Raw genomic sequence first — 25,281 nt, 5'->3', positions numbered from 1 at the left:
CGTCATGGAACGCAGGACTTTCATGAAACTCGCGGGAGCGGCCGCGCTCTCCTTCGAGGCCGCCAGACCAGCCATTGCCCAAGGCAAGGCGACGGTGCGCTGGTGGTATCATTACGACAATCCGCAGAACACGCCGGCCAGCCTCGTCGCGAAATTCGAGGCGGAAAACCCGGACATCAAGATCCAGGCCGAGCCGATCCCCTGGGGCGGCGGCACCGACTATATCAACCGCATCTTCTCGGCCCTGGTCGCCGGCAACCAGCCCGACTGCGCCATGGTGCGCCTGTCCTATCTCTCGCGCTTCTCGCAGATGAAGGCGCTGGAGCCGCTCGACGGCTTCCTCGCCAATTGGAAAGGCCRCAGCGACATTTCCGACGACGTCTGGACAATCAACCGCTCGCCCGACGGCAAGCAGTACTACATGCCGCTGCACTACGTCGTGATCTATCTCTATTACCGGCAGGACCTGCTTCAACAGGCCGGGCTCCAGCCGCCCAAGAGCTTCGACGACTTCCTCACAGCCGCCAAGGCGCTGACCAAGGACGGCATCTACGGCTACGGCATGCGCGGCGGCGCCGGCTGCCACGACAATTGGGGGCCGTTCGTGCTGGGCGGCGGCGCCAGCTTCGACAAGGGTGGCATGGTCACGGAGAAGGCGCTCGCGGCCAATCGCTGGTTCGTCGACCTCGCCGTGAAGCACAAGGTCGCGCCGCCCTCGGCGCCGACCGACGCCTTCCGCCAGATCGTCGATGCCTTCAAGGCCGGCCGGACCGGGATGGCGATCCACCATATCGGCTCGGTCGCGGAGATCGTTGGGGCGCTCGGCGACAAGGTCTCGGCCGTGCCGGTGCCGCGCGGGCCGGATGGCCGCGGCTGGACCTATTTCGGCGACGAGTCCAACGCCATCTTCGCGGGCAGCAAGAACAAGGAGGCGGCCTTCCGCTGGATCAGCTTCCTGTCGAGCGCCGAGAACAATGCCGAGCAGGCCAAGCTCAGCGGCCAGCTGCCGATCACCATCTCGGATGCGAAGAGCTGGACCGTGCATCCCAAGCGCTTCGTCGAGGCGAGCGACGCCTCCTTGCCGATCGCAAAGCCCCTCCCCGACCATGTGAAGACGCCGGATTTCGTCGGCCGCGTCCTGCCCACCAACCTGCAGAGGGCGCTGACCGGCGGGATGAATCCCGACGATCTCATGAAGGCGGTCGAGCAGACCTTCCACGGCTGAGGCCGGATCGCATCGCGCGGCGCCGGGCCAAACCCGGCGCCAGCCATCGATCTACAGGGACGAGGCCATGAACAAGACGACGGCGAGCAGCGCGATGCTTCGCGCGGCGACACCCTATGGTTTCCTGCTGCCGGCACTGTTGGTGACGGCGCTGGTCATCCTGTTTCCGGTCCTGCAGACGGCCTGGTACAGCCTGCACGACTACATTCTCTACGACCCCGACAATTTCCGCTTCGTCGGCCTGCGGAATTTCGCGACTGCGCTCTCGGACGAGGTCTTCTGGATCGCGCTACTGAACTCTGCGATCTGGGTCGCGGGCATCGTGTCGCTCCAGCTCCTGCTGGGTCTCGTGGCAGCGCTGCTGCTCAACCAGAGCTTCTGGTGGCGCGGCATGGCGCGCGCGCTCGTCATCATCCCCTGGGCGCTGCCGAGCGTGATCATCGGCCTGATGTGGACCTGGATCTACGACTTCAATCTTGGCGTCTTCAACGACATCCTGCTGCGCCTCGGCCTGATCTCGGCCCCGCATCCGTGGCTCGCCCAGCCCTCCACGGCACTGGCCTGCATCATGCTGGCGCTGGTCTGGCAGGGCTTCCCATTCTTCACCGTCACCATCCTGGCGGGTTTGCAGACCGTGCCGGGAGAGCTCTACGAGGCGGCCGAAATCGACGGCGCCAGCCCCTGGCGCCAGTTCGTCCACGTCACCCTGCCCTCGATCGCCGGCATCGTGACCACGGCCGTACTGCTGCGCGTCATCTGGGTCGCCAATTCGCTCGACGTCATCCTGGTGATGACTGGCGGCGGGCCGGGCTATGCCACGCATACGCTGCCGCTCTACGCCTTCCTGCGTGCCTATACCGGCATGGAGTTCGGCTATGCCGCCTCGCTCTCGCTGATGCTGACGGCGATCCTGCTCGGCATCGTCTGGCTCTATGTCCGCCGGCAGGCCGGGGAGATGGAGCGATGATCCGGCGCCGTTCCTTCGCCCGCAATCTGATCCAGGTCGAAATCCCCGTCCTGCTGGTGCTCGCCTTCGCGCTCGCGCCCTTCGTCTGGATGCTGCTGACCTCGATCAAGCCGAATGCGGACCTCTCGCAGTTCCCGGTGCGCTACCTGCCGAGCAGCACGACCTTCGAGCACTATCAAACGCTGATCCAGCGCACGAGCTTCCCGGTCAACCTGCTGAACAGCCTCGTCATCGCCTGCGGTGCCGTCGTGCTGGGGCTGGCAGCCAGCGTGCCGGCCGCCTATTCGTTCTCGCGCTTCCGCTTCCGCGGCCGGCGCATGCTGATGACCGGCTTCCTCGTCATCAACATGTTCCCGATCGTGCTGCTSATCATCCCGCTCTTCGTGCTGATGCGGACGCTCGGGCTGATCGACACCTTCATCGGCGTCATCATCGGCCATTCGACCTTCTCGATCCCGTTCTCGATCTGGATGCTGGTCAGCTATTTCAACGCGATTCCGAAAGATCTCGACGAAGCCGCGACGATCGATGGGGCCTCGCGCCTGCAGACGATCCGGCTGGTGGTGCTGCCGCTGGTGATGCCCGGCATCGTCACGACCGCGATCTACGTCTTCATCACCTCGTGGAACGAATATCTGTTCGCGATGATGCTCTCGGGCGAGACGGTCAGGCCGGTGACCGTCGCCCTGCAATTGTTCATCGGCGAATTCACGGTGCAGTGGGGCGTCCTCACCGCGGGCGGCACGATCATCGCTTTGCCCGTCACCATCCTTTTCCTTTTTGTGCAGAAGCGCCTCGTCGGCGGCCTGACGGCAGGAGCAGTCAAATCATGACCAATGCGATCGGGGTGATCTCGATGTTCTATGCGCGCCCCTTCGGGCGCGAGCATTTCCCGACCTTCCGGCGCATGAAGCAGGCCGGGGCCGATGTGGTCGAACTGCTGGTGCCGGAGCCGGGCGAGCTCGACCTTGCCGAGACGAAGGCCGCCGCCACCGATGCCGGCCTCTCGATCGTACTGGCGGCGCGGGTGAACCTGACCCGCGATCTCGCCAGCGCCGACCCGGCGGCGCATGCAGCCGGCATCGCCTATCTCGAGCAATGCGTCGACATCGCTGCCGCGTTGGGGGCGGGAATCGTCGGCGGGCCGCTCTATGGCGCGCCGCTCGTCTTCGCCGGCCGGGCGCCGCAACCGGTCGAGCCGGCCGAGCGCCGCCGGCGGGTCGATGCCGTCGTGCGCGGGCTGACGCAGGCCGCGAAACGCGCCGCCGACAAGGGCGTCGTCCTCGGCGTCGAGCCGCTGAACCGGTTCGAGACCGACATGTGCAACACCTGCCGCCATGCGCTGGATTATGTCGAGGCCGTCGCCTCGCCTGCCGTCGGCGTGATGCTCGATACCTTCCACATGAACATGGAGGAATACGATCTCGCTGCCTCGATCCGGCTGGCGGGATCGCGGCTCGTGCATTTCCAGGCGAACGAGAACAATCGCGGCTTCGTCGGCTCGGGCCATATCGACTGGCCGTCGATCGCACGGGCCCTCGCGGCCTCCGGCTATCAGGGCCCGATCGTGCTGGAGCCGTTCCGGCGCGACGACGAGGCGGCAGGCGTGACGCTGGCGCAATGGCGCGCGCCCACCCGGAACGAGGATGCGGAGCTCAAGGCCAGCATCGACTATCTCAAGGCGACGCTCGCCTTCGCCGACAGGCTCGCGACGACGAAGGGAATTGCGTGATGACATCCCCCTTGCGCCTCGGCTGGATCGGCTGCGGCACCCATGCCAACGAGATGCTGCTGCCGCAGGTCACGCGGCACGACGTCGTCCTGCAGGCGATCTGCGACATCTCGCCCGACAACCTCGCCTCCACCGGCCGGCGCTACGGTGTCGCGCCCGAGAACCAACTGAGCGACTGGCACGCCCTGCTCGCCCGCTCCGACATCGACGCGGTTGGCCTCGCCATGGGGCCGCGACAGCATCACGAGGTCGGCCTCGCAGCGATCGCGCGGGGATTGCCGCTCTTCATCGAGAAGCCGCCGGCCGCAACCTCGCGGCAAGCGCAGGAACTGGCGGATGCCGCCAAGGCCCGGGGCGTTCCGGTCGTCGTCGGTTTCATGAAGCGGTATTCCACCGCCAATCGCATCGCGGCCAATGTCATCCACACCCCGGAATTCGGGGAAACCGCGAGCTTCCTCGGCCAGTACATGACGGCGCCGACCTACTTCGCGGGGGATGTCGACTATACCGGCTTCTATCTGCATCACTGCGTGCATTATTTCGACCTGATCCCCCATCTGATGGGCGAGGTCGCGATAGTCGGCGCACGCCGGCACGAGCTGGAACCCGGCAAGCTGCTGCTCCATGTCGATTTCCGCTTCCGCAACGGCGGCATCGGCACGCTCGTCATGGGGACGCATCAGTCGCGCGGCACGCCGATGGAATGGTGGCAGGTGATGGGCGACCACCGTCGCGTCGAGGTCCGCAACCTGCATGAGGTTCGCTATTTCCGCAGCCCTCCCTTCAAGGTGTCGCGCCCCGACGCCAGCCTTGTCGACAGCGAAGATACGCTGGTCTGGGAGCCCAATTTCACGGTCGCCGCCAACGAGGACCACAAGGGCTATCACGCGATCCTCGGCGATTTCGTGCGGGCGGCGCGCGGCGAGACACTGGACTTTCCCGATGCGGCGGCGGGCGCACGGGCGCTCGCCCTCCTCGAACAGGCCATCGCTTCCGCCGAAGCCGATGCGCATCGGTGATCGATGCCCCGGACATGAAGGAGCAATGTCCGGGGCCGACAGCTCTCCATCGCTAGGCTCAGGGCCGATTCATTTGGCCTGAGATGCGATTCACGGTGTCCGGAAAGAGCCGTGATGGGTCATTCGTTTCTGCCTGCCAGGGGTCGATGACCGGCGCGTGGTGAGCGGTATCCCTGTCACCGGCTCACTCCCAGCTGAGCGCGCCGCCGTTCTGGTATTCGATCACCCGGGTCTCGAAGAAGTTCTTCTCCTTCTTCAGGTCCATCGCCTCGCTCATCCAGGAGAACGGGTTCTCGGTCTCGCCGAAGACCGGCGGCAGGCCGAGCTGGGCGCAGCGGCGGTTGGCGATGAAGTGCATGTACTGCTCGCACAGCGCCGCGTTCAGACCGAGGAAGCCCCTCGGCATGGTGTCGCGGCCATAGGCAGCCTCAAGCTCTGCGGCTTCCCGCAGCATGCCTCGGACCTCCTCCTGGAAGGCCTTGGTCCAGAGATGCGGGTTCTCGATCTTGATCTGGTTGATGACGTCGATGCCGAARTTCAGATGGATCGACTCGTCGCGCAGGATGTACTGGTACTGCTCGGCGATGCCGACCATCTTGTTGCGCCGGCCGAGCGACAGGATCTGSGCGAAGCCGGTGTAGAACCACATGCCCTCGAAGATCACGTAGAAGGTGATCAGGTCGCGCAGCAGGGCCTGGTCGTTTTCCGGCGTTCCGGTTTTGAAGTCCGGGTCCTCGATGCTCTGCGTGTGCTTCAGCGCCCAGGCCGCCTTGTCGGTGATCGAGGGCACCTCGCGATACATGTTGAAGAGCTCGCCATCGTCGAGCCCGAGGCTCTCGACGATGTACTGGAATGTATGGGTGTGGATCGCCTCCTCGAAGGCCTGCCGCAGCAGGTACTGCCGGCATTCCGGGTTGGTCAGGTGCCGGTAGATCGCCAGCACGATGTTGTTGGCGACGAGGCTCTCGGAGGCCGCGAAGAAGCCGAGATTGCGCTTGAGCATGCGCCGCTCGTCCTCGCTGAGGCCGTCCTTCGACTTCCACAGGGCGATGTCGGCCTGCATCGAGACCTCGGTCGGCATCCAGTGGTTGTTGCAGCCGGAGAGGTACTTTTCCCAGGCCCATTTGTACTTGAGCGGCAGGGGCTTGACCCGAGCATCTCGTGCCGAAGGAGGCTCCAACGCCTTGTCCTGCCGGAGATTCTCGGGTCTGCGCTTCGCTTCGCCCGAGAATGACGCGAGAGGTGGAATGACGGCGGGTTACTGGCAGGCTTCGCAGGTCGGATCGTCGATCGAGCAGGCGTTGGGGACGGTCATGCCGTTCTCCAAGGGTATGTCGACGATGATCGGCGCGGCGGCCTTGGCTGCGACCGGCACGGTGGCCGAGACCGCATTGAGCTTGCCGTCCGTGCCCTTGAGTGTCGATTTCTCGACATGGGTCGCCGACAGCGCCCGGAGGTAATAGGTCGTCTTCAGGCCCAGCCGCCACGCCAGACGATACGCCTCGTCGAGCTTCCGGCCCGAGGGCTGCGCCATGTAGAGGTTCAGCGACTGGCCCTGGTCGATCCATTTCTGCCGGCGGGCGGCGGCCTTGATCAGCCATTCCGTCGGGATCTCGAAGGAGGTGGCATAAAGCGCCTTGAGATCGGCCGGGACGCGGTCGATCCCGCTGACCTTGCCGTCATAGTATTTGAGGTCGGAGACCATCACCTCGTCCCAAAGCCCCCTCGCCTTCAGGTCGTGGACGAGCCCGGCATTCACCACCGTGAAGTCGCCCGACATGTTCGCCTTGACGTAGAGCTGGCTGTAGGACGGCTCGATCGACTGCGAAACACCGACGATGTTGGAGATCGTCGCGGTCGGCGCGATCGCCATCGTATTGGAGTTGCGCATGCCGGTGGTCTTCACCCGCTCGCGCAGGCCCTCCCAGTCGAGCGTGGACGAACGATCCAGCTCGGCATCGCCGTCGCGAGCGTCCGAGAGGATGTCGAGCGAGTCGATCGGCAGGATACCCTTCGACCAGAGCGACCCCTCGAAGCTCGGATAGCGCCCGCGCTCGGCGGCGAGATCGACCGAGGCCTGGATCGCATGGAAGCTGATCACTTCCATCGACGTATCGGCGAAGGCGACGGCGCCTTCCGAGGCCGCCGGCAGACGCAGTGTCTGGAGCGCGTCCTGGAAACCCATCAACCCCAAGCCCACCGGGCGATGGCGCAGGTTCGAGCGGCGCGCTTCCGGGATCGTGTAGAAATTGATGTCGACGACGTTGTCGAGCATCCGCATCGCGGTCTTCACGGTGCGGGCAAGGCGGGCCTGATCGAGCCCATCGGGCGTCACATGCGCGGCGAGGTTGACCGAACCGAGATTGCAAACCGCCACCTCGTCGGCCGAGGTGTTGAGCGTGATCTCGGTGCAGAGATTCGAGGAATGCACCACGCCGGCATGCTGCTGCGGCGAGCGCAGATTGCAGGCGTCCTTGAAGGTCATCCAGGGATGGCCGGTTTCGAACAGCATGGTCAGCATGCGCCGCCAGAGGTCGAGCGCCTTCACCCGTTTGAAGACCTTGATCTGGCCAGCGGCTGCCTTCGCCTCATAAGCCTCGTAGGCCGCCTTGAACGGCTTGCCATAGAGGTCGTGCAGGTCCGGCACCTCATCGGGCGAGAACAGCGTCCAGTCGGCGCCGGCCTCGACGCGCTGCATGAACAGGTCGGGAATCCAGTTCGCCGTGTTCATGTCATGGGTGCGGCGGCGGTCGTCGCCGGTGTTCTTCCGGAGATCGAGGAACTCCTCGATGTCGACATGCCAGGTCTCGAGATAGGCGCAGACCGCCCCCTTGCGCTTGCCGCCCTGGTTGACGGCGATCGCCGTATCGTTGGCGACCTTCAGGAACGGCACGACGCCCTGGCTCTCGCCATTGGTGCCCTTGATATGGGCGCCGAGACCGCGCACCGGCGTCCAGTCATTGCCGAGGCCGCCCGAGTACTTGGCGAGCAGCGCATTGTCCTTCACCGCCTTGAAGATGCCATCGAGATCGTCCGCGACCGTGGTCAGGAAGCAGGAGGAAAGCTGCGGGCGCAGCGTGCCCGAGTTGAACAGGGTCGGCGTCGAGGCCATGAAATCGAAGGAKGAGAGCAGRTCGTAGAAKKCGATCGCCCKGSCCTCGCGRTCGATCTCGCGGATSGCSARACCCATSGCGACACGCATGAAGAAGGCTTGCGGCAGCTCGAAGCGGTTGCCCCGGACATGCAGGAAATAGCGGTCGTAAAGCGTCTGGAAGCCGAGATAGTCGAACTGGAGATCGCGCTCGGGCTTCAGGGCCGCGGCGATGCGGGCGATGTCGAAACGGCCGAGCTCGGGGTCGATCAGCTCGTTTTCGATGCCGGTCTTGAGGTAAGCATGGAAGTAGTCGGCATAAAGCACTGACATCTCTTCCTGTGTCGCCTGCTCGGCGCGGCCATGGACGAAGCTCAGCGCCTCGCGACGGAGCTTGTCCAGCAGCAGGCGCGCGGAGACCTTCGCATAGTTCGGCTCGCTCTCGATCAGCGTGCGGGCGGCAAGGATCGGCGCCAGCGCCAATTCGTCGAGCAAGATGCCGTCATAGAGGTTGCGGCGCGCCTCGGTGAGGACCGGCTCGGCCGAGACGCCGTCGAGATCGGCACAAGCCTCGCGAACCACCTTGTCGAGGCGGCCGGCGTCGAGCGGGATAAGCGTCCCGTCGGCGAGCTTCATGTGCAGCAAGGGAGCTGCGGAGGCGACAGGCTTCGTCTCGGCAACCGCCCTCGCCCGCTCGCGCGCCCGCTCCTCGCGATAGAGCACATAGGCGCGGGCGACCTTGTGGTGTTCGCCGCGCATCAGGGCGAGCTCGACCTGGTCCTGCACATCCTCGATATGGAAAGTGCGGCCGGTCGCGGCCCGGCGGGTCAGCCCCGCGACGACCTGCTCTGTCATCTCCGCGACCGCTTCATGGATGCGGCGCGAAGCGGCGGCGTTCGATCCTTCGACGGCGAGGAACGCCTTAGTCAACGCCACGGTGATCTTCGAGGGATCGAACGGCGTCACCGCGCCGTTGCGGCGAATGATCTGGTAGCCGGGCTCGCTCGCAGCGAGCTTCGACAGTGTCGGCTCTGCGGCTGACGGAGCGGCGGCAGGCCGCTCGGCTTCAATGGAAAGAGACATCGGCATCAACCCCAAATGTTGGGGGCAAAGGCCAGAGCGGTTGCGTCGAGAAGGCGCGCGGCACCACAAGGCCGCGACCTGCCAAGCGCACCACCGGGACACCCCGCCCGAGGACGTATACGAGGTCGCGGCAGGTCTCCTGGCTCACGGGTCAGCGCTCTCGTCCCGTCTTCCCAAGGCCTTGCAGCCTCAGTGACTTAATCCTGGACGTGAACTCGCCGCTTACAGTTGCGGGGACAGCGCCGGTCTCTCACCGGCTTCCCTCTTAGCTCTCGATCTTGCGATTCGAGAGACCATCGACCACCAGATCTAGTAGCTAAAGGGCATCGCCTGTCAACAGGTCGTGATGCCGCCGTCCGGCGCCTGTGAAGATCGGGGATCGCCGCGCGGCCTCCGGCCTACCCTGTTCGTACTGTTCGGCAATGACGCCGGCTCTGCCTTCGCTTCGGAGAAACCGCGTCGAGCGATGCTTCGCGCCTCAAGCGCTAGCGCCCCTTCGCCGCCCGCCATGATCGACGCACGCCCCGTTCCCGAGCTTCGCGCAATTCGCGACCGCCACGAGCTGTCTGCGATGGCTGCCGAGCCGCCCCAGCATATCGCGATGGCGCGTCTCAGGCCGGGTCACACGGTTGCTGTCGGTCGATTTGGCGCCCGGCTGATTTTCCGAAAATATTGCGAGATAAAACCTTCCATTTGACAATGTGTCTTATAAGTACCATGATAGAAACATCGATCTAGGCCGAACGAATTGGCCCCGCGCTTTCATCGCGCACTGCTGACGAACTTCCTGCTCAAATCGAAAAATGCGCTGCACCCGCGGCGCATGAACAATAGCCTTTACAGGAGGTCAGCATGGCCAGTGGCACAGTTAAGTGGTTCAACACCGACAAGGGTTTTGGTTTCATCCAGCCGGAAGACGGCGGCCAGGACGCCTTCGTCCATATCAGCGCCGTGGAGCGTGCCGGTCTGCGCACGCTGAAGGAAGGCCAGAAGGTCTCCTATGAGCTGGTGCAGGACAAGCGCTCCGGCAAGGTGTCTGCGGACAACCTGCAGGCCGAGTGAGGCCAGACGCCATCCGGCGCGTCAATCGAGATCAGCGGCGACCGCGGATGTACCGGCGCCCGTTCGATTGAGCGGCGGATAGCCACGGAGGGGTCGGGATCAACCCGGCCCTTTTTGTTTGCATCAGAAGGGAAATTCGAATGCAGGTTCTCGTTCGCGACAACAACGTCGACCAGGCGCTTCGCGTCCTCAAGAAGAAGATGCAGCGTGAAGGCGTGTTTCGCGAGATGAAGGCGCGTCGCGCCTACGAGAAGCCGTCCGAGCGGCGAACCCGCGAGAAGGCCGAAGCCATCCGCCGCGCCCGCAAGGCAGCACGCAAGCAGGCTCAGCGCGAAGGATTGCTGCCGATGCCGAAGCGTGTGGAAYGGCCGGCACGGCCCGGCCAGGCACCCGCGCAGGCACGATAGGCCAGGATTTGGGCTTGGGCTTCAATCCGCAGGATTTCGCCGATCGCCGGGCCTGCTCGCCAGGCCGAGCCGGCGAGGATCGAAGCCGAGCCCCACGCAAGGTTCTGCCCGAAGCCGTTCGATCCATGCAGGAGCGTGCTGCCGGAAAACGCCGCTGACGCCCTGGCGTCCTGCGTTCGAGAAGGAGTTTGCCGATGTCGAGCAACAGAATTCCGCCGGAAGAGGCGCAATTGCGGGCCSAGAGCAGAGCGACGCTCGCAGCGCAACGCCGCGCCGAGGCCGAAACGGCCCTGGAAGCGTTGCGGGTGGAGCAGATCGCCGTCCGCGAACGCACCGCAAAACTGCGGGCCTTGCGGCTCGCCAAGGAAGCCGCCGACGCCGAGGCCGCCGCGGCGGTGCCGCCAGCCAAGACGCGAGCAAAGCCCGCCAAGACCGTTGTTCGGCGGAGAACCGCTTCTTCCTGATCTCCAGCCGAAGGATGGTGCGCGAGGCGTTGCCGTCAGTCTTGGTCAGCAACCCGGCAGCCGAACTCGGCTGCCGCTGCGGCGAACCAGGACCAGAAGCTTCCCGCCATGCTGCGTGCGACCATGATCTCGAAGACGGCTCCGTCCGGCCCGTCGGCGAGGCGCCATAGCTGCACGCCGAGATAGGCCACGCTCGTCACGGCGGTCTCGCCGACGCCGAAGGCCGAAGGATGCAGGTCGAGCATCACGCCCTTCGCCAGCAGATCGCGGGTCCCGGGGCCCTGAAGCCGGAAGGCGGCGCGCGCATCGCTCTGATCGCTGACAGCGGCATGGGTCGCGAATTCATCGAGCAATGGCTGGAAGCCGTCGCGCGAAGCCGCGCGCAGCAGCCATTGGTCCGGCCCCGCCCAGATCGCGTCATGGGCCCCGCCCGATACGATCCTCGGCATCTCCGGCAGCGCGATGCCGAGCCGGCCTTCGACGGCCCGCGACAGGGACGTCGCCGCACCCGGTTCAGCGATCAGGGTCGCCAGGCCGAAACCATCCAGCAGAGTCGCAACGACGCCGGTCTCGCCCTTCGCGCCGAAGGAGCCGGGTTGCGCGATGCCGGCCCAGGCGCTGCGCGGGCGCCATGAGGTCGCGATCTCAGCCATGGAGGCGATCTCCTTCCGGATCGACGAAGACGGGCGAGCAGATCTCGACGACGATGTCGCCGTTTCGGACGGGATCATAGGCGCGCACGCGCTCGCCGATGCGACCGGCGCCGTTCCGGATCAGGCCGAGGCCGATCCAGTGATTCAGATGCGGCGAATGGGCGACCGAGGTCATGTAGCCCTCGTCGTTCTCCATCACCGCCGCCTTGCCGATGCCGATGAAATGGGCGCCGGCCCGCAGGCGCTGGGAGGGATCGACCGGCTTGAAGCCGACGAAGGACGGCCGGTCCCGCTCGATCAGGGCCGGCCTGCCCGCCATCAGGCGGCCGATGTAGTCCTTCTTCGAAGACATCATCTTGCCGAGGCCGAGATCGCGCGCCGTGGTCTGGCCGTTGAGCTCGTTGCCGGCGACATGGCCCTTCTCGATGCGCATCACSCCGAGCGCCTCGGTGCCATAGGGCGTGATGCCGAAGGGCTGGCCGGCCTGCATCAGGGCGCGCATCATCGCATCGCCATAGGCGGCCGGGACCGCCAGCTCATAGGCCAATTCGCCCGAGAAGGAGATCCGGAACAGCCGCGCCGGAATGCCGCCGTCGACCGTCACGGCGCGCGCCGCGAGATAGGGGAAGGCCTCGTTCGAGATGTCGTGCGCGTGATCGACGACGCCGCGCAGGGTTTCGCGCGCCTTGGGCCCGGCGATGGAAGCTTGCGCCCATTGCTCGGAGACCGAGACCATGCGGACATCGAGTTCCGGCCASAGCACCTGATGGYAGAAYTCSAGATGCTGCATCACCTTGCCGGCATTGGCCGTCGTGGTCGTCATCAGGAAATGGTGCTCGCCCAGCCGCGAGGTGGTGCCGTCATCCATGACGAAGCCGTCCTCGCGCAGCATCAGGCCGTAGCGCGCCTTGCCGACCGGCAGGGCCTTCCAGCCATTGATGTAGACGCGCTCCAGGAACTCGGCGGCCTCCGCCCCCTGGATGTCGATCTTGCCGAGCGTCGAGACGTCGCAGAGGCCGACGCTCGCGCGCACGGCCTTGACCTCGCGATCGACCGTCGCCTGCCAGTCGTTTTCGCCGGGGCGCGGATAATACTGCSCSCGCAGCCATGGGCCGGYCTCGACGAAGACGGCGCCCTGCTCCCGCGACCAGTCATGGGTCGGCGCCAGCCGCACCGGCCTGAATTCCTTGCCGCGATGATGGCCCGCGAGCGCGCCGATCGCCACCGGCGTATAGGGCGGCCGGAAGGTCGTGGTGCCCGTCTGCGGGATCGTCCTGCCCGTCTGCTCGGCCATGATGGCGAGACCGGAGAGGTTCGAGGTCTTGCCCTGGTCGGTCGCCATGCCGAGCGTGGTGTAGCGCTTGAGATGCTCGACCGGCCGGAAACCCTCGCGCGCCGCGAGCTCGACATCCCTGTCGGTGACGTCGTTCTGGTAATCGACGAAAGCCTTGCCCTTCGTTCCCTTCACCCGCCAGAGCGGCCGCAGCGCGGTCGTCTCGGGATCGGTCGCAGGCACGGGGTCCGGCGGCGCAGGCGTCAGCCCCGCATCGGCGGCAGCCTCGCGGCCGAGCCGCGCGCCGTCCTCCAGCGCCTGAGCCAGGGCGAAATGCCCGGCCGCGCTCCCCGCGACCGCGAGGCCCGCCGGCAAGGTTCCCGGCACGAAGCATTGCAGGCCTTCGTCCCAAGCCGGCTTGCCGTTCTGGTGCGAGGTCAGATGGAGCGTCGGGTTCCAGCCGTTCGAAACGGCAAGCAGATCGCAGCCGAGTGCCGTCGTCGCGCCGGATGCATCGCGGATGGTGACGCTGCTGAGGTGGCGGCCGCCGCGCGTGCCTTCGACCGCGCCGCCTGCGAACAGCCTCGCACCAAGCTTGTCGGCGAGCGCCTTGCGGGCGGGATCTGAGTCGCCGCGGGCATCGACGATGGCAGCGATGCGGCCACCGGCTGCGGCGATATCGCGTGCCGTGGCCCAGCCATCGTCCCCGGCCGTGAACAACACCGCCTCGCGGCCCGGCAATGCGCCGTAGCGGTTGACGTAGGTGCGCGCCGCTCCCGCCAGCATGACGCCCGGCGTGTCATTGCCGGGGAAGACGATCGGCCGTTCCAGTGCGCCTGCGGCGAGGATCGCGCGCTTGGCATGGATGCGCCAGCCGCGCTGTCTCGGCTGATGCGGCGCCGGCTCGGGCAGGTGATCGCCGACGCGCTCGACCGCGCCATAGATGCCGTGATCGTAGAGCCCGAAGACGGTGGTGCGCGGCATGATCCGCACTTCGGGCAGGCTTGCGAGCTCGGCCAGCGTCGCCGCCAGCCATTCGGCCGCCGGCTTGCCATCGATCTCGCGCCTCTCGGCCAGCAGGCGCCCGCCGAGGCGAAAATCCTCGTCGCAGAGGATGACGCGGGCGCCGCTGCGCCCCGCTGCGAGCGCGGCGGAAAGGCCGGCCGGGCCGCCGCCGATCACCAGCACGTCGCAGAAGGCGAAGGCCTTCTCGTAATGGTCGGGATCTTCTAAGCCGGCCGCGCGGCCGAGGCCCGCCGCACGGCGGATCAGGGGCTCGTAGAGCTTTTCCCAGAAGGCCGCCGGCCACATGAAGGTCTTGTAGTAGAAGCCCGCGACCAGCGCCGGCGAGAGCAATCCGTTGATCGAGAGCAGATCGAAGGCGAGCGAGGGCCAGCGGTTCTGACTGGCCGCGTCGAGCCCGTCGAACAGCTCGACCACCGTGGCGCGCGTGTTCGGCTCGCGGCGGGCCCCGGAGCGCAACTCGACCAGCGCGTTCGGTTCCTCCGGGCCGGCCGAGAGGATGCCGCGCGGGCGGTGATATTTGAAGGAGCGGCCGACGAGCCGCACGCCATTCGCCAGCAGCGCGGAAGCCAGCGTATCGCCGGCAAATCCGCGATAGGACCTGCCGTCGAAGCTGAAGCTCAGCGGCCGGCTGCGATCGACAAGGCCGCCGGAGGCGAGACGGAAGGGCTGCCCGCTCATGCCGCGGCTCCCGCCTTGCGCGCCCTGGCGGCCTCGACCGAGGCGATCGCGTGGGTGCGGGTGTCGCGGGTCACGACCAGCCAGGCATGGCAGCCGGCCCCGTGATACCAGAGCTCGCGGTGGCTGCCGGCCGGATTGTCACGCAGATAGACGTACTCGGTCATCGCCGCTTCCGTCGCTGCCATCCCGTCGGGCCGCTGCGGATCGGCCGCGCCGAGATAGGTGAATTCCTGGGCGTCGCGCGCGCCGCAATGGGGGCAAGTGATGCGCATCGGGGATCCTCGGGCAGCGCGCGGTCAGTGCAGATTGGGCTGGGCGCCGGCGCCCTTTTCGTCGATCAGGCGCCCGGTGGCGAAGCGATCGAGCCGATAGGCGCTCGCGACCGGGTGCGGCTCTCCCGTCGCGATCAGATGCGCGAAGCAGAAGCCGGAGGCCGGCGTCGCCTTGAAGCCGCCATAGCACCAGCCGGAATTGAGATAGAGCCCCTCGATCGGCGTCAGGTCGATGATCGGCGAGCCGTCCATCGACATGTCCATCACGCCGCCCCAATGGCGCAGCATCCGCACCCGGCCGAGCCCCGGCCAGAGCGCCATGGCCGATTCCATCACGTCCTCGATCACTGGCAGATTGCCGCGCTGGGCGTAGGAATTGTAGCCGTCGATGTCGCCGCCGAAGACGAGCCCGCCCTTGTCCGACTGGCTGATATAAAAGTGCCCGGCGCCGAAGGTGACTACGCCGTCGATGAGGGGCTTGAGGCCCTCCGAGACGAAGGCCTGGAGCACATGGGTCTCGATCGGCAGGCGCAGGCCCGCCATCGCCGCCACCCGTGACGAATTGCCGGCGACGGCCATGGCGATCTTCTTCGCCCGGATCGGTCCCCGCGATGTCTCGACGCCGACGGCCCGCCCGCCGGCCATGGTGATGCCGGTAACCTCGCAGTTCTGGATCATGTCGACGCCGCGGCTGTCGGCGGCGCGTGCATAGCCCCAGGCGACGGCGTCATGCCGAGCCGAACCGCCGCGGCGCTGCAGGAGCCCGCCCCGGATCGGGAAGCGGGCGTTGTCGTAGTCGAGATAGGGCAGCATCGCCCTTACCTGCTCGCTGCCGAGCAGTTCGGCATCGACCCCGGCGAGCCGCATCGCATTGCCGCGCCGGGCGAAGGCATCCCGCTGCGCGTCGGAATGAAAGAGGTTCAGGACACCGCGCTGGCTGACCATGGCGTTGTAGTTCAGGTCCTGCTCCAGCCCTTCCCAAAGCTTCATCGAGAGCTCGTAGAAGGGCGTGTTGCCGGGCAGCAGGTAATTCGAGCGGATGATCGTGGTGTTGCGGCCGACGTTGCCGGAGCCGAGATAGCCCTTCTCCAGCACCGCGACATTGGTGATGCCGTGCCGGCTGGCGAGGTAATGCGCCGTCGCCAGGCCATGCCCGCCGCCGCCGATGACGACGACGTCGTATTCGGGCCTGGGCGCGGGATCGCGCCAGGCCGGGGTCCAGCCCTTGTGACCCTGAAGGGCCTGGGCGAGCAGCGAGAAGACGGAATAGCGCATCGAGGAGTCCGGGCGGTCTTGTCATCCGGAGATTGACCGACATAGGCTCCGCGACATGCTCGATAGCGACATCCGATTGCCCGTTAGCGACGACAGCGCACCGACCCATGTCGGCTTTCTGCTGATCCCGGATTTCGCGCTGCTGCCCTATGCCTCGGCGATCGAGCCGTTGCGTGCGGCCAACCGGCTCTCCGGCCATTCGCTCTACCGCTGGAGCCACATCTCGATCGACGGAACGCCCGCCCCGGCCTCGAACGGCGTCGCCATCGCACCGGACGCCAATATCGGTGCCGAGCTTCGGCTCGACTATCTTTTCGTCTGTGCCGGAGGAAATCCGGCGCTCTTCCATCATCAGCCGACCTTCTCCTGGCTCCGGCAGCAGGCTAGGCGCGGCGTGCGGATCGGCGGCGTTTCGGGGGGGCCCTATCTGCTGGCGCGGGCCAATCTGCTGAGCGGCTACCGGTTCACCATCCACTGGGAGCACGCGGCCGCGTTCCTGGAAGAATACCCCGACCTCGATCTGCGCCGCTCGCTTTACGAAATCGACCGCGACCGGCTGACCTGCAGCGGCGGCACCGCCCCGCTCGACATGATGCATGCCGTGATCGCCCGCGAGCATGGCAGCGACCTCGCTTTGGCCGTCAGCGAATGGTTCCTGCAAACCCAGGTCCGAGAGGGCGCAGACCCCCAGCGCATGAAGCTGCGCGAGCGGCTCGGCATCGCGCATGCTCCGCTGCTGYGGGTCATCGGCCGCATGGAGCAGACGATCGAGAACCCCGAGCCCCGCGAAGCCCTCGCCCGGCTCGCCAATGTCTCGCTGCGCCAGCTCGAGCGSCTGTTCCGGCAACATCTCGGCCGTTCTCTCGGCGAGCACTACCTGGGGCTGCGCCTCGACCGCGCGCGTGACCTGCTGCGGCAGACCAGCCTTTCCGTCCTGGAAATCGCGCTCGCCTGCGGCTTCGCCAGCGCCAGCCATTTCTCCCGCAGCTATAGCGGGCGCTTCGGCCATCCGCCGCGATCCGAGAGACTGCCGCAGCACCCCATCGCTCGACGCTGAATGTCAAGAAAGCGTCGCATGGGGTCAATTCCACGCGTCGATCCACCGGAAGTCTAGGGCTTCAAAAAAAGACAGGGGATCGCGACCGATGAAACGTTTGACCGCTCTGGCGCTCGCTGTAGCCGCCACGCTCGCCGCCATGCCCGCCCTCGCGCAGGACACGCTCGCCAAGATCAAGGAGAAGGGCGTCCTCACCGTTGGCGTCAAGAACGACTACAAGCCCTGGGGCTTCCTCGATCCGTCGGGCAAGATCGTCGGCCTCGAGATCGATCTCGCGCAGGAGGTGGCGGACAAGCTCGGCGTCAAGCTCGAGATGGTCCCCGTCATCGCCGCCAACCGCATCGAGTTCCTGCGCCAGGGCCGCATCGACATGATCCTGGCGACGCTCGGCGACACGGCCGAGCGACGCAAGCAGATCGGCATGATCGAGCCTAACTATTATGCGGGGGCCACCAATGTGCTCGCGCCCAAGAGCGCCGGGCTGAAGAAGTGGGAAGACCTCAAGGGCCGCAAGGTCTGCGCCGTGCAGGGCGCCTATTACAACCGCCGGGTCTCGCAGATGTATTCCCCGGACCTCGTCGTGTTCCCCTCGGTGCCGGACGGGCTCAACGCCCTGCAGGGCAACAACTGCGTCGCCTTCCTCTTCGACGACACGCTGATCGTCTCGACGCTGTCGGGCGGCGATCCGAAATGGGCCAATTACGAGATGCCGCTGACCTCCGAGGACCCGCAGCTCTGGGCGATCGGCGTGCGGCTCGACGATCTCGACGGCGGCTTCGGCAAGCTGCTCAAGGACATGTCGGTCGAGTGGCACAAGAGCGGCAAGCTGCTGGCGCTCGAGAGCAAATGGGGCATCAAGCAGAGCCCGTATCTGATCGAGACGAACAAAAAGCTGAAGGGCGGCGCGTAACCTCGGGGCGTCGTTCTCGGGCTTGCGCCTGAGAATCTCATGACCAGAGGGCTCTGGTTTCCGAGATGGTCGGGTCAAGCCCGACCATGACGCACCAAGGCCGCCCGAGGTTTCGGACATGATCGCCGCCTTCTTCGAACGCCTGAACGATGTTCATGGCCTCAATTTCTCGATCTTCTACGACGCTTTCGATCGCTCCCGCTTCCTGACCGGGTTGTGGACCACGAGCTATATCTGCGTCGTGTCCATCCTGGCCTCGCTCGCGATCGGTCTCGTCGGTGTCTGGGTCGCCAGCAGCCATTCGCGGCTCGGTCGGCTTCTGGTGCGGGCTTACGTCCAGTTCTTCCGCAACACGCCGCCGCTCGTGCAGCTCTCCTTCTTCTACTTCGCCGTCGGCGGCCTGCTGCCCACCGTGTCGGACGGTTTCGGCGGGCGGTCCCCCTTCGTCAGCGGCACCGGCTGGGCGATCATCGCCTTCTCGCTCTTCGCCGGAGCGTTCAACGTCGAGATCTTCCGTGCCGGGATCGAGGCCGTGCCCGAGACCATGGTCGAGGCGGCGGAATCGCTCGGCTACACGCGCTTCCAGCTCTGGCGCCAGATCGTGCTGCCGCTGGCCTTCCGCATCTGCCTGCCGGCGCTGAACAACAACCTCGTCAATCTCGTGAAGACGACCACCCTCGCCTATGCGATCGGCGTRCCGGAACTGCTCTATGCGGCGTCGCAGATCTGGTCCGAGGTCTTCAACGTCCGTGAGATGATGAACGTGCTGCTGGTGACCTATGTGCTGCTGGTCGCCGTGCTGGTCTGGGTGATGCATCGCTGGGAGAAGGCCATGCGCATTCCCGGTTACATGCCATGAAGACCGGCGCCACCGACCTCCCCGTCCTGAAACCATTCCGCGCAGCGCCGATCGCATCGAGCGGGCTCGCCGCGCCGGCGATCCTGAGCTTCGGTGTCGTCGCCAGCATCGCGCTGCTCTTCGCCGCCTCCCTGGCTGTCGCCCAGGCCACCGGGCCGGCAACCCGTGACGGGGCCTTCACCATCCTGCTGCGCTGGGCGCCGCTGATCTTCCAGGGCTTCCTGTTCAATCTGCTGATCAGCTTCCTCTCGATGGCGCTGGGCACGGCTGTCGGCGTGCTGTTCGGCATCGGGCAGGTCTCGCCCTCGGCCGCTCTGCGCAAGCCCGCCTGGGCCGCGACGCAGTTCTTCCGCAACGCGCCCTGGCTCGTCCTGCTGTTCTACGCGATGTTCCTGCTGCCCTTCGAGATCAGGCTCGGCCCGTTCACCATCGCCTTTCCGGCCTGGTTCAAGGCGATCATCGGGCTCGCGCTGCCGGTCGCGGCCAATGTCTCCGAGATCGTGCGCGGCGGCATCCGCTCGATTCCCTCCGGCCTATTGCTATCCGATCGCCCGGCTCACCATGGCGATCGAACGCCGCTTCAACGTGAAGGGATGACCATGGCCGCCAAGCATGAACTCGGCGAGCCGGTCGTCGTGGTCGAGGGCGTCGAGAAGGCCTTCGGCGCCTTCCCAGTGCTGAAGGACGTCAGCCTGACCATCCGCCGCGGCGAGACCGTCTGCATCATCGGCCCCTCGGGCTCGGGCAAGTCGACGCTGCTGCGCTGCATCAACGCGCTGGTGCCGATCAGCAAGGGCTCGATCACGGTCGCCGGCCGGCAAGTCAACGACCCCGCGCTCGACAAGCTCGCGCTGCGCCGCGATGTCGGCATCGTCTTCCAGCAGTACAATCTCTTCCCGCACAAGAGCGCGCTGCAGAACGTGATGATGGCGCCGRTCCATGTGCTGAAGCAGGACCGCGCCGAGGTCGAGGAGCGGGCCAGGCGCCTGCTCGCCAAGGTCGGCCTCTCGCACAAGCACGACGCCTATCCGGGCGAGCTCTCGGGCGGGCAGCAGCAGCGCGTCGCCATCGCCCGCTCGCTGGCGATGAACCCGAAGGTGATGCTGTTCGACGAGGTCACCGCCGCGCTCGACCCCGAGACCAAGAAGGAGGTGCTGGTCACCATCCGCGATCTCGCTGCGGAGGGCATGACCTGCATCCTCGTCACCCATGAGATGGGCTTCGCCCGCGAGGTCGCCGACCATGTCTATTTCACCGATGGCGGCGTAATCGTCGAGCACGCGCCGCCGGCCGAATTCTTCGGTGCGCCGCGCGAGACGCGCACCCGTGCCTTCCTTGAACAGGTTCTGTGACGCGCCATGCCGTCTCCGGGCGGGCCGATATCGCATTTTGGCCAGCCGCCACGGGCCATCGACCCAGGAATGAACGGCGTCATTCGAGAGGGGTATCCATGAACATCCCGGCCTCAGATCCCAAATCCGTCACCGGCAAGCCCCTGACCATCGACGAAAATGTCGATGTCCTCGTCGTCGGTGCCGGTCCGGCCGGCCTCGAAGCCGCGATCGGGGCGGCTGCGCGCGGGTTCGGCGTGCTGCTGATCGACGAGAACCCCGTGCCGTTCAAGACGATGGGCGATGAGGTGCCGCTGCATTTCGGGCAGGGCATGGCGGCCAGCGCCCGCAATCGCAACGCCATGATGGAGGCATTCGTGGCCTCCGAACCGCGGATCGCGGAGGCTTTCGAGGCCGGCATCGACCTGCGCCTCGGCACCGCCTGCTGGGGGCTCTACGCCAATGGCCCAGCTCTCGGCTGGATGCCCGGCCTCGTCGCGGGCCTGGCCGCTGAGGAGCGCAGCTTTCTCGTCCAGGCGCGGCACGTCATCCTCGCCTGCGGCCGGCGCGACATGGGGCTCGGCTTCCCCGGCTGGGAGAAGCCGGGGGTGATGGGCGCCACCGCCGCGCTCGCTCTGGCGACGCGCTACGGCGCGCTCGGTCCGCGCAAGCTCGTCGTTCTTGGCTCGAGCACGGAGGCGCTGACCACGGCGCTCGCCTTGCGGGAGGCCGGCGCCAGCATTGCGGCGGTCGTCGAGCAGGCCGCGGAGATCGTTGGCGACGCGGCGCTGCTGGCCAGCCTGCGCGAGGGCGGAACCGAGATCCTGACCCGCCATGTCGTGCGCGAGGCAGCCGGCCGCGACGGTGTCGAGGCGGCATTGCTCGCAAAGCTCGACGAGGCCGGAAAGCCTTCGGCCGAGGAACGCAGCCTCGCCTGCGACGGCATCGTGCTCGCCGTCGGCACGACCGCGGTCATCGACCTGCTCGATGCCGCCGGCGGCAAGGTCGCGTTCCAGCCCGAGCGTGGAGGCTATGCGCCGGTGCTCGATGCGAACCAGCGCACCAGCATCGCGAACATCCATGCGATCGGCGACTGCGCCGGCATCTGGGCGACGAAGACCCGCGACCGCGCGATCGCCGAGGCGGAAGCCGCCTGCGCCGTCGCGGCCCTCGACGTGGAGGCGATCACAGCAACAGCCTCGCAACCGCCGGCGCCGGAATACGATATCAGCGCCTATCGCCTGGCCTGGGTCCGTGCGAGCGTCGTCGAGGCGCGCGCGGAGTTTCATGTCTGCCAATGCGAGGAGGTGACGGCCCGCGAGATTCTCGAGGTCCGGCCGCCGCGTTATCTGGACTGGCAGAACGAGCGCCGCAATGATCGTTCGCTCGCGGCGCTGCTCGGCGACGGCCCGCCCAATCCCGACCAGGTCAAGCGCCTGACCCGCGCCGGCATGGGCCCCTGCCAGGGTCGCCGCTGCCGCGAGCAGGTCGCGGCCCTGCTGGCGCTGGGCGCCGCGCAACCACTCTCGGCGATCCCGCTGGCCGGCTACCGCGCTCCGACGCGACCAATGCCCMTATCGATGACAACGCATGTGCCGGAAGCGCCGGAGCAGGCCGAGTATTGGGACACCTGGTTCGGCATGCATGCGCAGTGGCGACCGTTCTGGGAGGTGCCGGAACGCTACACCGTCGCGGGCAACGACGCGACCGGCCCCGTCGCGAGCGAGTGAGAGCCATGATGAATGAGATCAAGGGAGCTTCCGTCGTCATCGTCGGCGGCGGCGTCACCGGCCTCTCCGCCGGCTGGTGGCTGGCGCAGGGCGGCGTCGACGTGCTGGTGCTGGAGAAGGGCCTGATCGGCTGGGAGGCTTCCGGCCGCAATGGCGGCGGCTGCTCGCACCACCACTCGCCGCTCTTTGCCGAGGAGCAGCGGCTCTGGCCGATCCTGGACGAGATGCTCGGCTATCCCACGGAGTTCCGGGGCGAGCGCATCCGCCTCGCCTCCAGCGAACACCAGATGGCGCTTTACGGCCGCGCCCTGCGCAATGCCGAGCGGCAGGGCTTCCAATCCGAGGTGCTCGACGTCAGGCAGGCCAAGGAGATGGTGCCGCTGGCGGGCGACACCATCGTCGGCGGCTACCACTACAAATTCGGCGGCCATGCCAACCCGCACCGCACGCTGCAGGGCTATGCCTGGGCGATGCAGGATCATGGCGGGCGTCTCCTGCAGCACACCACCGTCACCGGCTTCCGCAGCGAAGGCGGGCGCGTGACCGCCGTCGAGACCGATCGCGGCGTCATCGGCTGCGACAGCCTCGTGCTCGCCGCCGGCCCGCAGACCGGGCGCCTCTCGGCGATGCTGGGACAGGAGGTGCCGGTGCAGTCGGCCCGCTGCGAGATGATCGTGACGGAGCCCTTGCCGCTGATGCCGCTCGGCGGCGTCGATGGCTGCGGCCTCTACGGGCGCCAGACCCTGCGCGGCAATCTCGCCTATGGCGGCGGCCCGCATGAATGGCTCGCACTCGCCGAGCAAGGCACGCCGGCCAAGCCGACCACGCCGCTGATGCTGCATATGGGCAAGCGCCTCGCCGAGCTTCTACCCAAGGCGGCCCATGCCCGGATCATCCGTTCCTGGGCCGGCGTCATCGAGAACACGCCCGATGGCCGCCCCGTCATCGACCGGCTGGATTCGCAGGCGAATGTCGTGGTCGCGACATTGTCGAGCGTCGGGTTCGGCCTGTCACCGGCGAGCGGCCACGCCATCCGCGATCTGGTCGTCGACGGCGAATGCGGCTTCGCCGACATCTCGAGCTTCAAGCTCTCCCGCTTCGCCGCGCTGGAGCCCAACTGGCGCGAATTGCAGGGCTGGCAGGTGACGGCGGCAGCGGAAGTTCTGGCTGCGTGAGACAGTGCTGGCCGGAGCCTCAAGCGAGTGTCGAGCAGCGATCCCCGCCGATCGTCATGAGAGCCTGCGGTCGTGGATGTCGTCGATCCTGTCGAGAGCGGCACGATGCTCGACGAGCAGTTCCTGCAGGGGCCCCATCGCCCTGAAGGCATGCAGGTCCTGCTCTTCCTCACCCTGCTGCTGCCAGGCCAGGATGGCGGCCTCGGCCAGGGCGACCTGCTCCTCGGAAAGGCCGTCGCGGGTCGATTCGCCGCGCTCCAGCGCGAGGCGCTCGCCGATCCGGCGGCGCAACTCCTGCTCGTAGGTGACGATCGCTGCGAGCTCGTCCGTATAGCGAGCCATTGCGGGCCTCAGTGCACCGTCGCGATGTCGTCCTCGTCGGGATCGATCAGCTTGGCCAGGCCGAGCTGGCGGACCCCATCCATGAACTCGGCGAAGGCTTCGGCATCGGTGGCGAAGCTGTCCTGCCAGACCGTCGAGCCGCCCTCGGCATCGACCAGTTCGAGCGTCCAGCCCTCGGTCCCCTCATTGCAGGACCTGTGTCGCTCAAAGCCGGATCGGTGACGTCCGGCACTGGACGCGAACCGCGAAGCTGCGGGAGAATAATCACGCGGCTCGATGAAAAAACCGGGCACCGACGATGCCGGCGGTGCATGATCGTATCGTGCGGAACATGATCGTTCCGATGCAGGAAGCTATGGAGCCCCCCATGCCTGAGAATGCGACGCAGCAGGATCTGGATGCCCGGATCGCCATCGCCCGGCGCAACATTGCCGAATTGACCGAGCAGGCCACCGGCGCAGCCGGCGCTGCGGTGGAGGAAACCATCGCCAACCGGATCGCCGAGCAGCAGGATCTGCTCAACGAACTCCTGAAGCGACGCGAGGCTCTCGGGTAGAGCCTGCCTGCCGGCGCCGGTCCGCAGGCGCCGGCCTATTCCTCACTCCTCCTTGTCGCGCGAGGGCGCGGCCTCGTCGCTCTGCTCGAGCGGCTCGCCGGGAATCACATAGCTGCCCTTGAGCCAGCGGCCGAGGTCGATATCGGCGCAGCGCGGCGAGCAGAAGGGGCGATAGCGTTCCGCTGCCGGCTTGCCGCAGATCGGGCACGGCCGTTCGGCCGGCGGCTTCTTCTCGGTTTCAGCCATATTTAAGCGTAATGCCTCCGTCGACGACGAGCTCGATGCCCGTGACATAGCGCGCCTCGTCGCTGGCAAGGAAGAGCGCGGCGTTGGCGACATCCCAGGCCTCGCCCATATGGCCCATCGGCACCTGCGCCGCGCGGGCGGCCCACATCGCTTCGATATCGCCATCGCCATAGGCCTGCGCCAGCCCGGCGGAATGCTCGACCATCGGGGTCTTCATCAGCCCCGGCAGGATGGCGTTCACCCGGATTTTCTGTGGAGCATATTGCGCCGCCGTGGTGCGGGTGAGCTGGTTGAGGCCGGCCTTGGTGGTGGAATAGCTCGCATAGGGCACGCCGGTGTGGCGGATCGAGGCGATGGAGGAGATGTTGATGATCGAGCCGCCCTCGCCGGTCTCCTCGAACTGGCGCAGCATCACCGGAATCACGTGCTTCATCGCCAGGAAGGCCCCGGTGAGGTTGACGCGGAAGACGCGCTCCCAGGTCTCCTCGGGCAGATCGACGACGCTGCCGACCTCGGCGATGCCGACATTGTTGTCGAGGATGTCGATGCGGCCATAGCGGCCGAGCGCGCGGCCGACGAGATCGGCGACCTGGTCCGCCCTGGTGACGTCGGCCTGCACGGCGAAGGCCTGGCCGCCCTCGTTCTGGATGATGGCAGCGGTCTCCTCGGCGGCGTCGCGGTTGATGTCGGCGCAGATCACCTTGGCGCCTTCGCGGGCGAAAACCGTCGCGGTCGCCTTGCCGTTGCCCCAGCCCGGCCCGATCGACCCGGCCCCGGCCACGATCGCCACCTTGCCCCTCAAACGTCCCGTCATCGCTGCCTCCCGAAGGGTCCGCTCTGTTGGGACG

The 25,281-nt window shown here is 66.7% G+C and carries 25 protein-coding genes, 1 pseudogene and 1 riboswitch; of the genes and pseudogenes, 16 read left to right on the top strand and 10 right to left on the bottom strand.

From position 1 onward, the window contains the following. Positions 1-4 precede the first annotated feature (4 nt). The 5 genes from AB4Y99_RS14350 to AB4Y99_RS14330 all read left to right on the top strand — a co-directional run bounded on the left by AB4Y99_RS14350 (position 5) and on the right by AB4Y99_RS14330 (position 4,943). A complete protein-coding gene (locus tag AB4Y99_RS14350) occupies positions 5-1,225 on the top strand; it encodes an ABC transporter substrate-binding protein (protein WP_441523782.1) in 1,221 nt (406 codons plus the stop codon). A gap of 67 nt (positions 1,226-1,292) precedes the next feature. Further along, positions 1,293-2,192: a carbohydrate ABC transporter permease gene (locus AB4Y99_RS14345; RefSeq protein ID WP_441523781.1), complete on the top strand. Its 900-nt coding sequence runs from the start codon at positions 1,293-1,295 to the stop codon at positions 2,190-2,192. Then, on the top strand, positions 2,189-3,025 hold the full coding sequence (locus AB4Y99_RS14340) for a carbohydrate ABC transporter permease (RefSeq protein WP_038361913.1): 837 nt from the start codon (positions 2,189-2,191) through the stop codon (positions 3,023-3,025). Before AB4Y99_RS14345 ends, AB4Y99_RS14340 begins: the two co-directional genes overlap by 4 nt. After that, complete coding sequence (locus AB4Y99_RS14335) at positions 3,022-3,924, top strand: sugar phosphate isomerase/epimerase family protein (RefSeq protein ID WP_142020442.1); 903 nt, start codon at positions 3,022-3,024, stop codon at positions 3,922-3,924. Before AB4Y99_RS14340 ends, AB4Y99_RS14335 begins: the two co-directional genes overlap by 4 nt. Continuing rightward, positions 3,924-4,943: a Gfo/Idh/MocA family protein gene (locus AB4Y99_RS14330; protein WP_441523780.1), complete on the top strand. Its 1,020-nt coding sequence runs from the start codon at positions 3,924-3,926 to the stop codon at positions 4,941-4,943. The genes AB4Y99_RS14335 and AB4Y99_RS14330 overlap by 1 nt, the downstream gene beginning before the upstream one ends. A gap of 184 nt (positions 4,944-5,127) precedes the next feature. Here AB4Y99_RS14330 and AB4Y99_RS14325 read toward each other — a convergent pair whose 3' ends face one another. Together AB4Y99_RS14325 and AB4Y99_RS14320 are read right to left on the bottom strand one after the other, a co-directional pair. Then, positions 5,128-6,123 (bottom strand): ribonucleotide-diphosphate reductase subunit beta, encoded by a 996-nt coding sequence (locus tag AB4Y99_RS14325; RefSeq protein ID WP_441523779.1) that lies wholly within the window; start codon positions 6,121-6,123, stop codon positions 5,128-5,130. Positions 6,124-6,201: 78 nt separating this feature from the next. After that, positions 6,202-9,117 carry a ribonucleoside-diphosphate reductase subunit alpha gene (locus AB4Y99_RS14320; RefSeq protein ID WP_441523778.1) on the bottom strand — a complete coding sequence of 972 codons (2,916 nt, stop codon included), beginning with the start codon at positions 9,115-9,117 and terminating at the stop codon, positions 6,202-6,204. A 112-nt stretch (positions 9,118-9,229) separates the two neighbouring features. After that, positions 9,230-9,431: riboswitch (cobalamin riboswitch) on the bottom strand. 538 nt (positions 9,432-9,969) lie between these two features. Between AB4Y99_RS14320 and AB4Y99_RS14315 the strand changes: the two genes are divergently transcribed. From AB4Y99_RS14315 to AB4Y99_RS14305, 3 genes are all read left to right on the top strand, one after another. Then, a complete protein-coding gene (locus AB4Y99_RS14315; protein ID WP_038361902.1) occupies positions 9,970-10,179 on the top strand; it encodes a cold-shock protein in 210 nt (69 codons plus the stop codon). 140 nt (positions 10,180-10,319) lie between these two features. Beyond that, positions 10,320-10,586, top strand: a complete 267-nt coding sequence (gene rpsU, locus AB4Y99_RS14310; protein ID WP_441523777.1) for a 30S ribosomal protein S21 — start codon at positions 10,320-10,322, stop codon at positions 10,584-10,586. Between the two features lie 188 nt (positions 10,587-10,774). After that, the gene (locus tag AB4Y99_RS14305) at positions 10,775-11,050 is read left to right on the top strand and encodes a hypothetical protein (protein WP_441523776.1); all 276 of its coding nucleotides are present in this window, start codon (positions 10,775-10,777) and stop codon (positions 11,048-11,050) included. A 35-nt stretch (positions 11,051-11,085) separates the two neighbouring features. On the opposite strand, the gene AB4Y99_RS14300 is transcribed toward AB4Y99_RS14305, so the two are convergent. The 4 genes from AB4Y99_RS14300 to AB4Y99_RS14285 are packed head-to-tail and all read right to left on the bottom strand — an operon-like array spanning position 11,086 to position 16,227. Further along, a complete protein-coding gene (locus AB4Y99_RS14300) occupies positions 11,086-11,703 on the bottom strand; it encodes a sarcosine oxidase subunit gamma (protein ID WP_441523775.1) in 618 nt (205 codons plus the stop codon). Further along, the gene (locus tag AB4Y99_RS14295) at positions 11,696-14,680 is read right to left on the bottom strand and encodes a sarcosine oxidase subunit alpha family protein (RefSeq protein ID WP_441523774.1); all 2,985 of its coding nucleotides are present in this window, start codon (positions 14,678-14,680) and stop codon (positions 11,696-11,698) included. Before AB4Y99_RS14295 ends, AB4Y99_RS14300 begins: the two co-directional genes overlap by 8 nt. Next, on the bottom strand, positions 14,677-14,952 hold the full coding sequence (locus AB4Y99_RS14290; protein ID WP_133561664.1) for a sarcosine oxidase subunit delta: 276 nt from the start codon (positions 14,950-14,952) through the stop codon (positions 14,677-14,679). Before AB4Y99_RS14290 ends, AB4Y99_RS14295 begins: the two co-directional genes overlap by 4 nt. Positions 14,953-14,976: 24 nt before the next feature. Then, entirely contained in the window at positions 14,977-16,227 is a 1,251-nt protein-coding gene (locus tag AB4Y99_RS14285; protein WP_441523773.1) for a sarcosine oxidase subunit beta family protein, read from the bottom strand. Between the two features lie 55 nt (positions 16,228-16,282). On the opposite strand from AB4Y99_RS14285, the gene AB4Y99_RS14280 reads away from it, so the two are divergent. From AB4Y99_RS14280 to AB4Y99_RS14250, 7 genes and pseudogenes are all read left to right on the top strand, one after another. Then, on the top strand, positions 16,283-17,284 hold the full coding sequence (locus AB4Y99_RS14280) for a GlxA family transcriptional regulator (protein WP_441523772.1): 1,002 nt from the start codon (positions 16,283-16,285) through the stop codon (positions 17,282-17,284). A gap of 88 nt (positions 17,285-17,372) precedes the next feature. Further along, positions 17,373-18,194, top strand: a complete 822-nt coding sequence (locus AB4Y99_RS14275) for a transporter substrate-binding domain-containing protein (protein ID WP_113253231.1) — start codon at positions 17,373-17,375, stop codon at positions 18,192-18,194. Positions 18,195-18,312: 118 nt separating this feature from the next. Beyond that, positions 18,313-19,053, top strand: coding sequence for an amino acid ABC transporter permease (locus tag AB4Y99_RS14270; protein ID WP_441523771.1), 741 nt, complete (start codon positions 18,313-18,315; stop codon positions 19,051-19,053). Then, positions 19,050-19,550 (top strand): annotated as a pseudogene (locus AB4Y99_RS14265) (ABC transporter permease subunit); the annotation flags it as partial. The gene AB4Y99_RS14270 and the pseudogene AB4Y99_RS14265, both read left to right, overlap by 4 nt. 102 nt (positions 19,551-19,652) lie before the next feature. After that, positions 19,653-20,405: an amino acid ABC transporter ATP-binding protein gene (locus tag AB4Y99_RS14260; RefSeq protein ID WP_441523793.1), complete on the top strand. Its 753-nt coding sequence runs from the start codon at positions 19,653-19,655 to the stop codon at positions 20,403-20,405. Between the two features lie 98 nt (positions 20,406-20,503). Beyond that, a complete protein-coding gene (locus AB4Y99_RS14255; RefSeq protein ID WP_441523770.1) occupies positions 20,504-22,114 on the top strand; it encodes an FAD-dependent oxidoreductase in 1,611 nt (536 codons plus the stop codon). 5 nt (positions 22,115-22,119) lie between these two features. Next, positions 22,120-23,289, top strand: a complete 1,170-nt coding sequence (locus tag AB4Y99_RS14250) for an NAD(P)/FAD-dependent oxidoreductase (protein ID WP_441523769.1) — start codon at positions 22,120-22,122, stop codon at positions 23,287-23,289. 54 nt (positions 23,290-23,343) lie between these two features. On the opposite strand, the gene AB4Y99_RS14245 is transcribed toward AB4Y99_RS14250, so the two are convergent. Then, entirely contained in the window at positions 23,344-23,631 is a 288-nt protein-coding gene (locus tag AB4Y99_RS14245; protein WP_441523768.1) for a hypothetical protein, read from the bottom strand. An 8-nt stretch (positions 23,632-23,639) separates the two neighbouring features. Next, positions 23,640-23,924, bottom strand: a complete 285-nt coding sequence (locus AB4Y99_RS14240) for a hypothetical protein (protein WP_441523767.1) — start codon at positions 23,922-23,924, stop codon at positions 23,640-23,642. Positions 23,925-23,998: 74 nt separating this feature from the next. Here AB4Y99_RS14240 and AB4Y99_RS14235 point away from each other — a divergent pair, with 74 nt between their 5' ends. Next, positions 23,999-24,187: a hypothetical protein gene (locus AB4Y99_RS14235; RefSeq protein ID WP_038362563.1), complete on the top strand. Its 189-nt coding sequence runs from the start codon at positions 23,999-24,001 to the stop codon at positions 24,185-24,187. Positions 24,188-24,229: 42 nt separating this feature from the next. On the opposite strand, the gene yacG is transcribed toward AB4Y99_RS14235, so the two are convergent. Both yacG and AB4Y99_RS14225 read right to left on the bottom strand, forming a co-directional pair. Then, on the bottom strand, positions 24,230-24,433 hold the full coding sequence (gene yacG / locus AB4Y99_RS14230) for a DNA gyrase inhibitor YacG (protein WP_112764099.1): 204 nt from the start codon (positions 24,431-24,433) through the stop codon (positions 24,230-24,232). Continuing rightward, a complete protein-coding gene (locus AB4Y99_RS14225; protein WP_133561680.1) occupies positions 24,426-25,247 on the bottom strand; it encodes an SDR family NAD(P)-dependent oxidoreductase in 822 nt (273 codons plus the stop codon). The genes yacG and AB4Y99_RS14225 overlap by 8 nt, the downstream gene beginning before the upstream one ends. Between the last annotated feature and the right edge of the window lie 34 nt (positions 25,248-25,281).

The organism is Allobosea sp. TAB14 (assembly GCF_052113865.1).
GTDB lineage: Bacteria > Pseudomonadota > Alphaproteobacteria > Rhizobiales > Beijerinckiaceae > Allobosea > Allobosea spartocytisi.
The sequence above is the reverse complement of the archived record's forward strand: the minus strand, read 5'-3'. Positions and strand labels throughout refer to the sequence as shown.

Excerpts from the sequence above, each read along its gene's own strand:
- AB4Y99_RS14345 (WP_441523781.1), top strand. The coding sequence starts at position 1,293 with ATGAACAAGACGACGGCGAGCAGCGCGATGCTTCGCGCGGCGACACCC.
- AB4Y99_RS14335 (WP_142020442.1), top strand. The coding sequence starts at position 3,022 with ATGACCAATGCGATCGGGGTGATCTCGATGTTCTATGCGCGCCCCTTC.
- AB4Y99_RS14330 (WP_441523780.1), top strand. The coding sequence starts at position 3,924 with ATGACATCCCCCTTGCGCCTCGGCTGGATCGGCTGCGGCACCCATGCC.
- AB4Y99_RS14315 (WP_038361902.1), top strand. The coding sequence starts at position 9,970 with ATGGCCAGTGGCACAGTTAAGTGGTTCAACACCGACAAGGGTTTTGGT.
- AB4Y99_RS14300 (WP_441523775.1), bottom strand. The coding sequence starts at position 11,703 with ATGGCTGAGATCGCGACCTCATGGCGCCCGCGCAGCGCCTGGGCCGGC.
- AB4Y99_RS14290 (WP_133561664.1), bottom strand. The coding sequence starts at position 14,952 with ATGCGCATCACTTGCCCCCATTGCGGCGCGCGCGACGCCCAGGAATTC.
- AB4Y99_RS14285 (WP_441523773.1), bottom strand. The coding sequence starts at position 16,227 with ATGCGCTATTCCGTCTTCTCGCTGCTCGCCCAGGCCCTTCAGGGTCAC.
- AB4Y99_RS14275 (WP_113253231.1), top strand. The coding sequence starts at position 17,373 with ATGAAACGTTTGACCGCTCTGGCGCTCGCTGTAGCCGCCACGCTCGCC.
- AB4Y99_RS14250 (WP_441523769.1), top strand. The coding sequence starts at position 22,120 with ATGATGAATGAGATCAAGGGAGCTTCCGTCGTCATCGTCGGCGGCGGC.
- AB4Y99_RS14245 (WP_441523768.1), bottom strand. The coding sequence starts at position 23,631 with ATGGCTCGCTATACGGACGAGCTCGCAGCGATCGTCACCTACGAGCAG.
- AB4Y99_RS14235 (WP_038362563.1), top strand. The coding sequence starts at position 23,999 with ATGCCTGAGAATGCGACGCAGCAGGATCTGGATGCCCGGATCGCCATC.
- yacG (WP_112764099.1), bottom strand. The coding sequence starts at position 24,433 with ATGGCTGAAACCGAGAAGAAGCCGCCGGCCGAACGGCCGTGCCCGATC.
- AB4Y99_RS14225 (WP_133561680.1), bottom strand. The coding sequence starts at position 25,247 with ATGACGGGACGTTTGAGGGGCAAGGTGGCGATCGTGGCCGGGGCCGGG.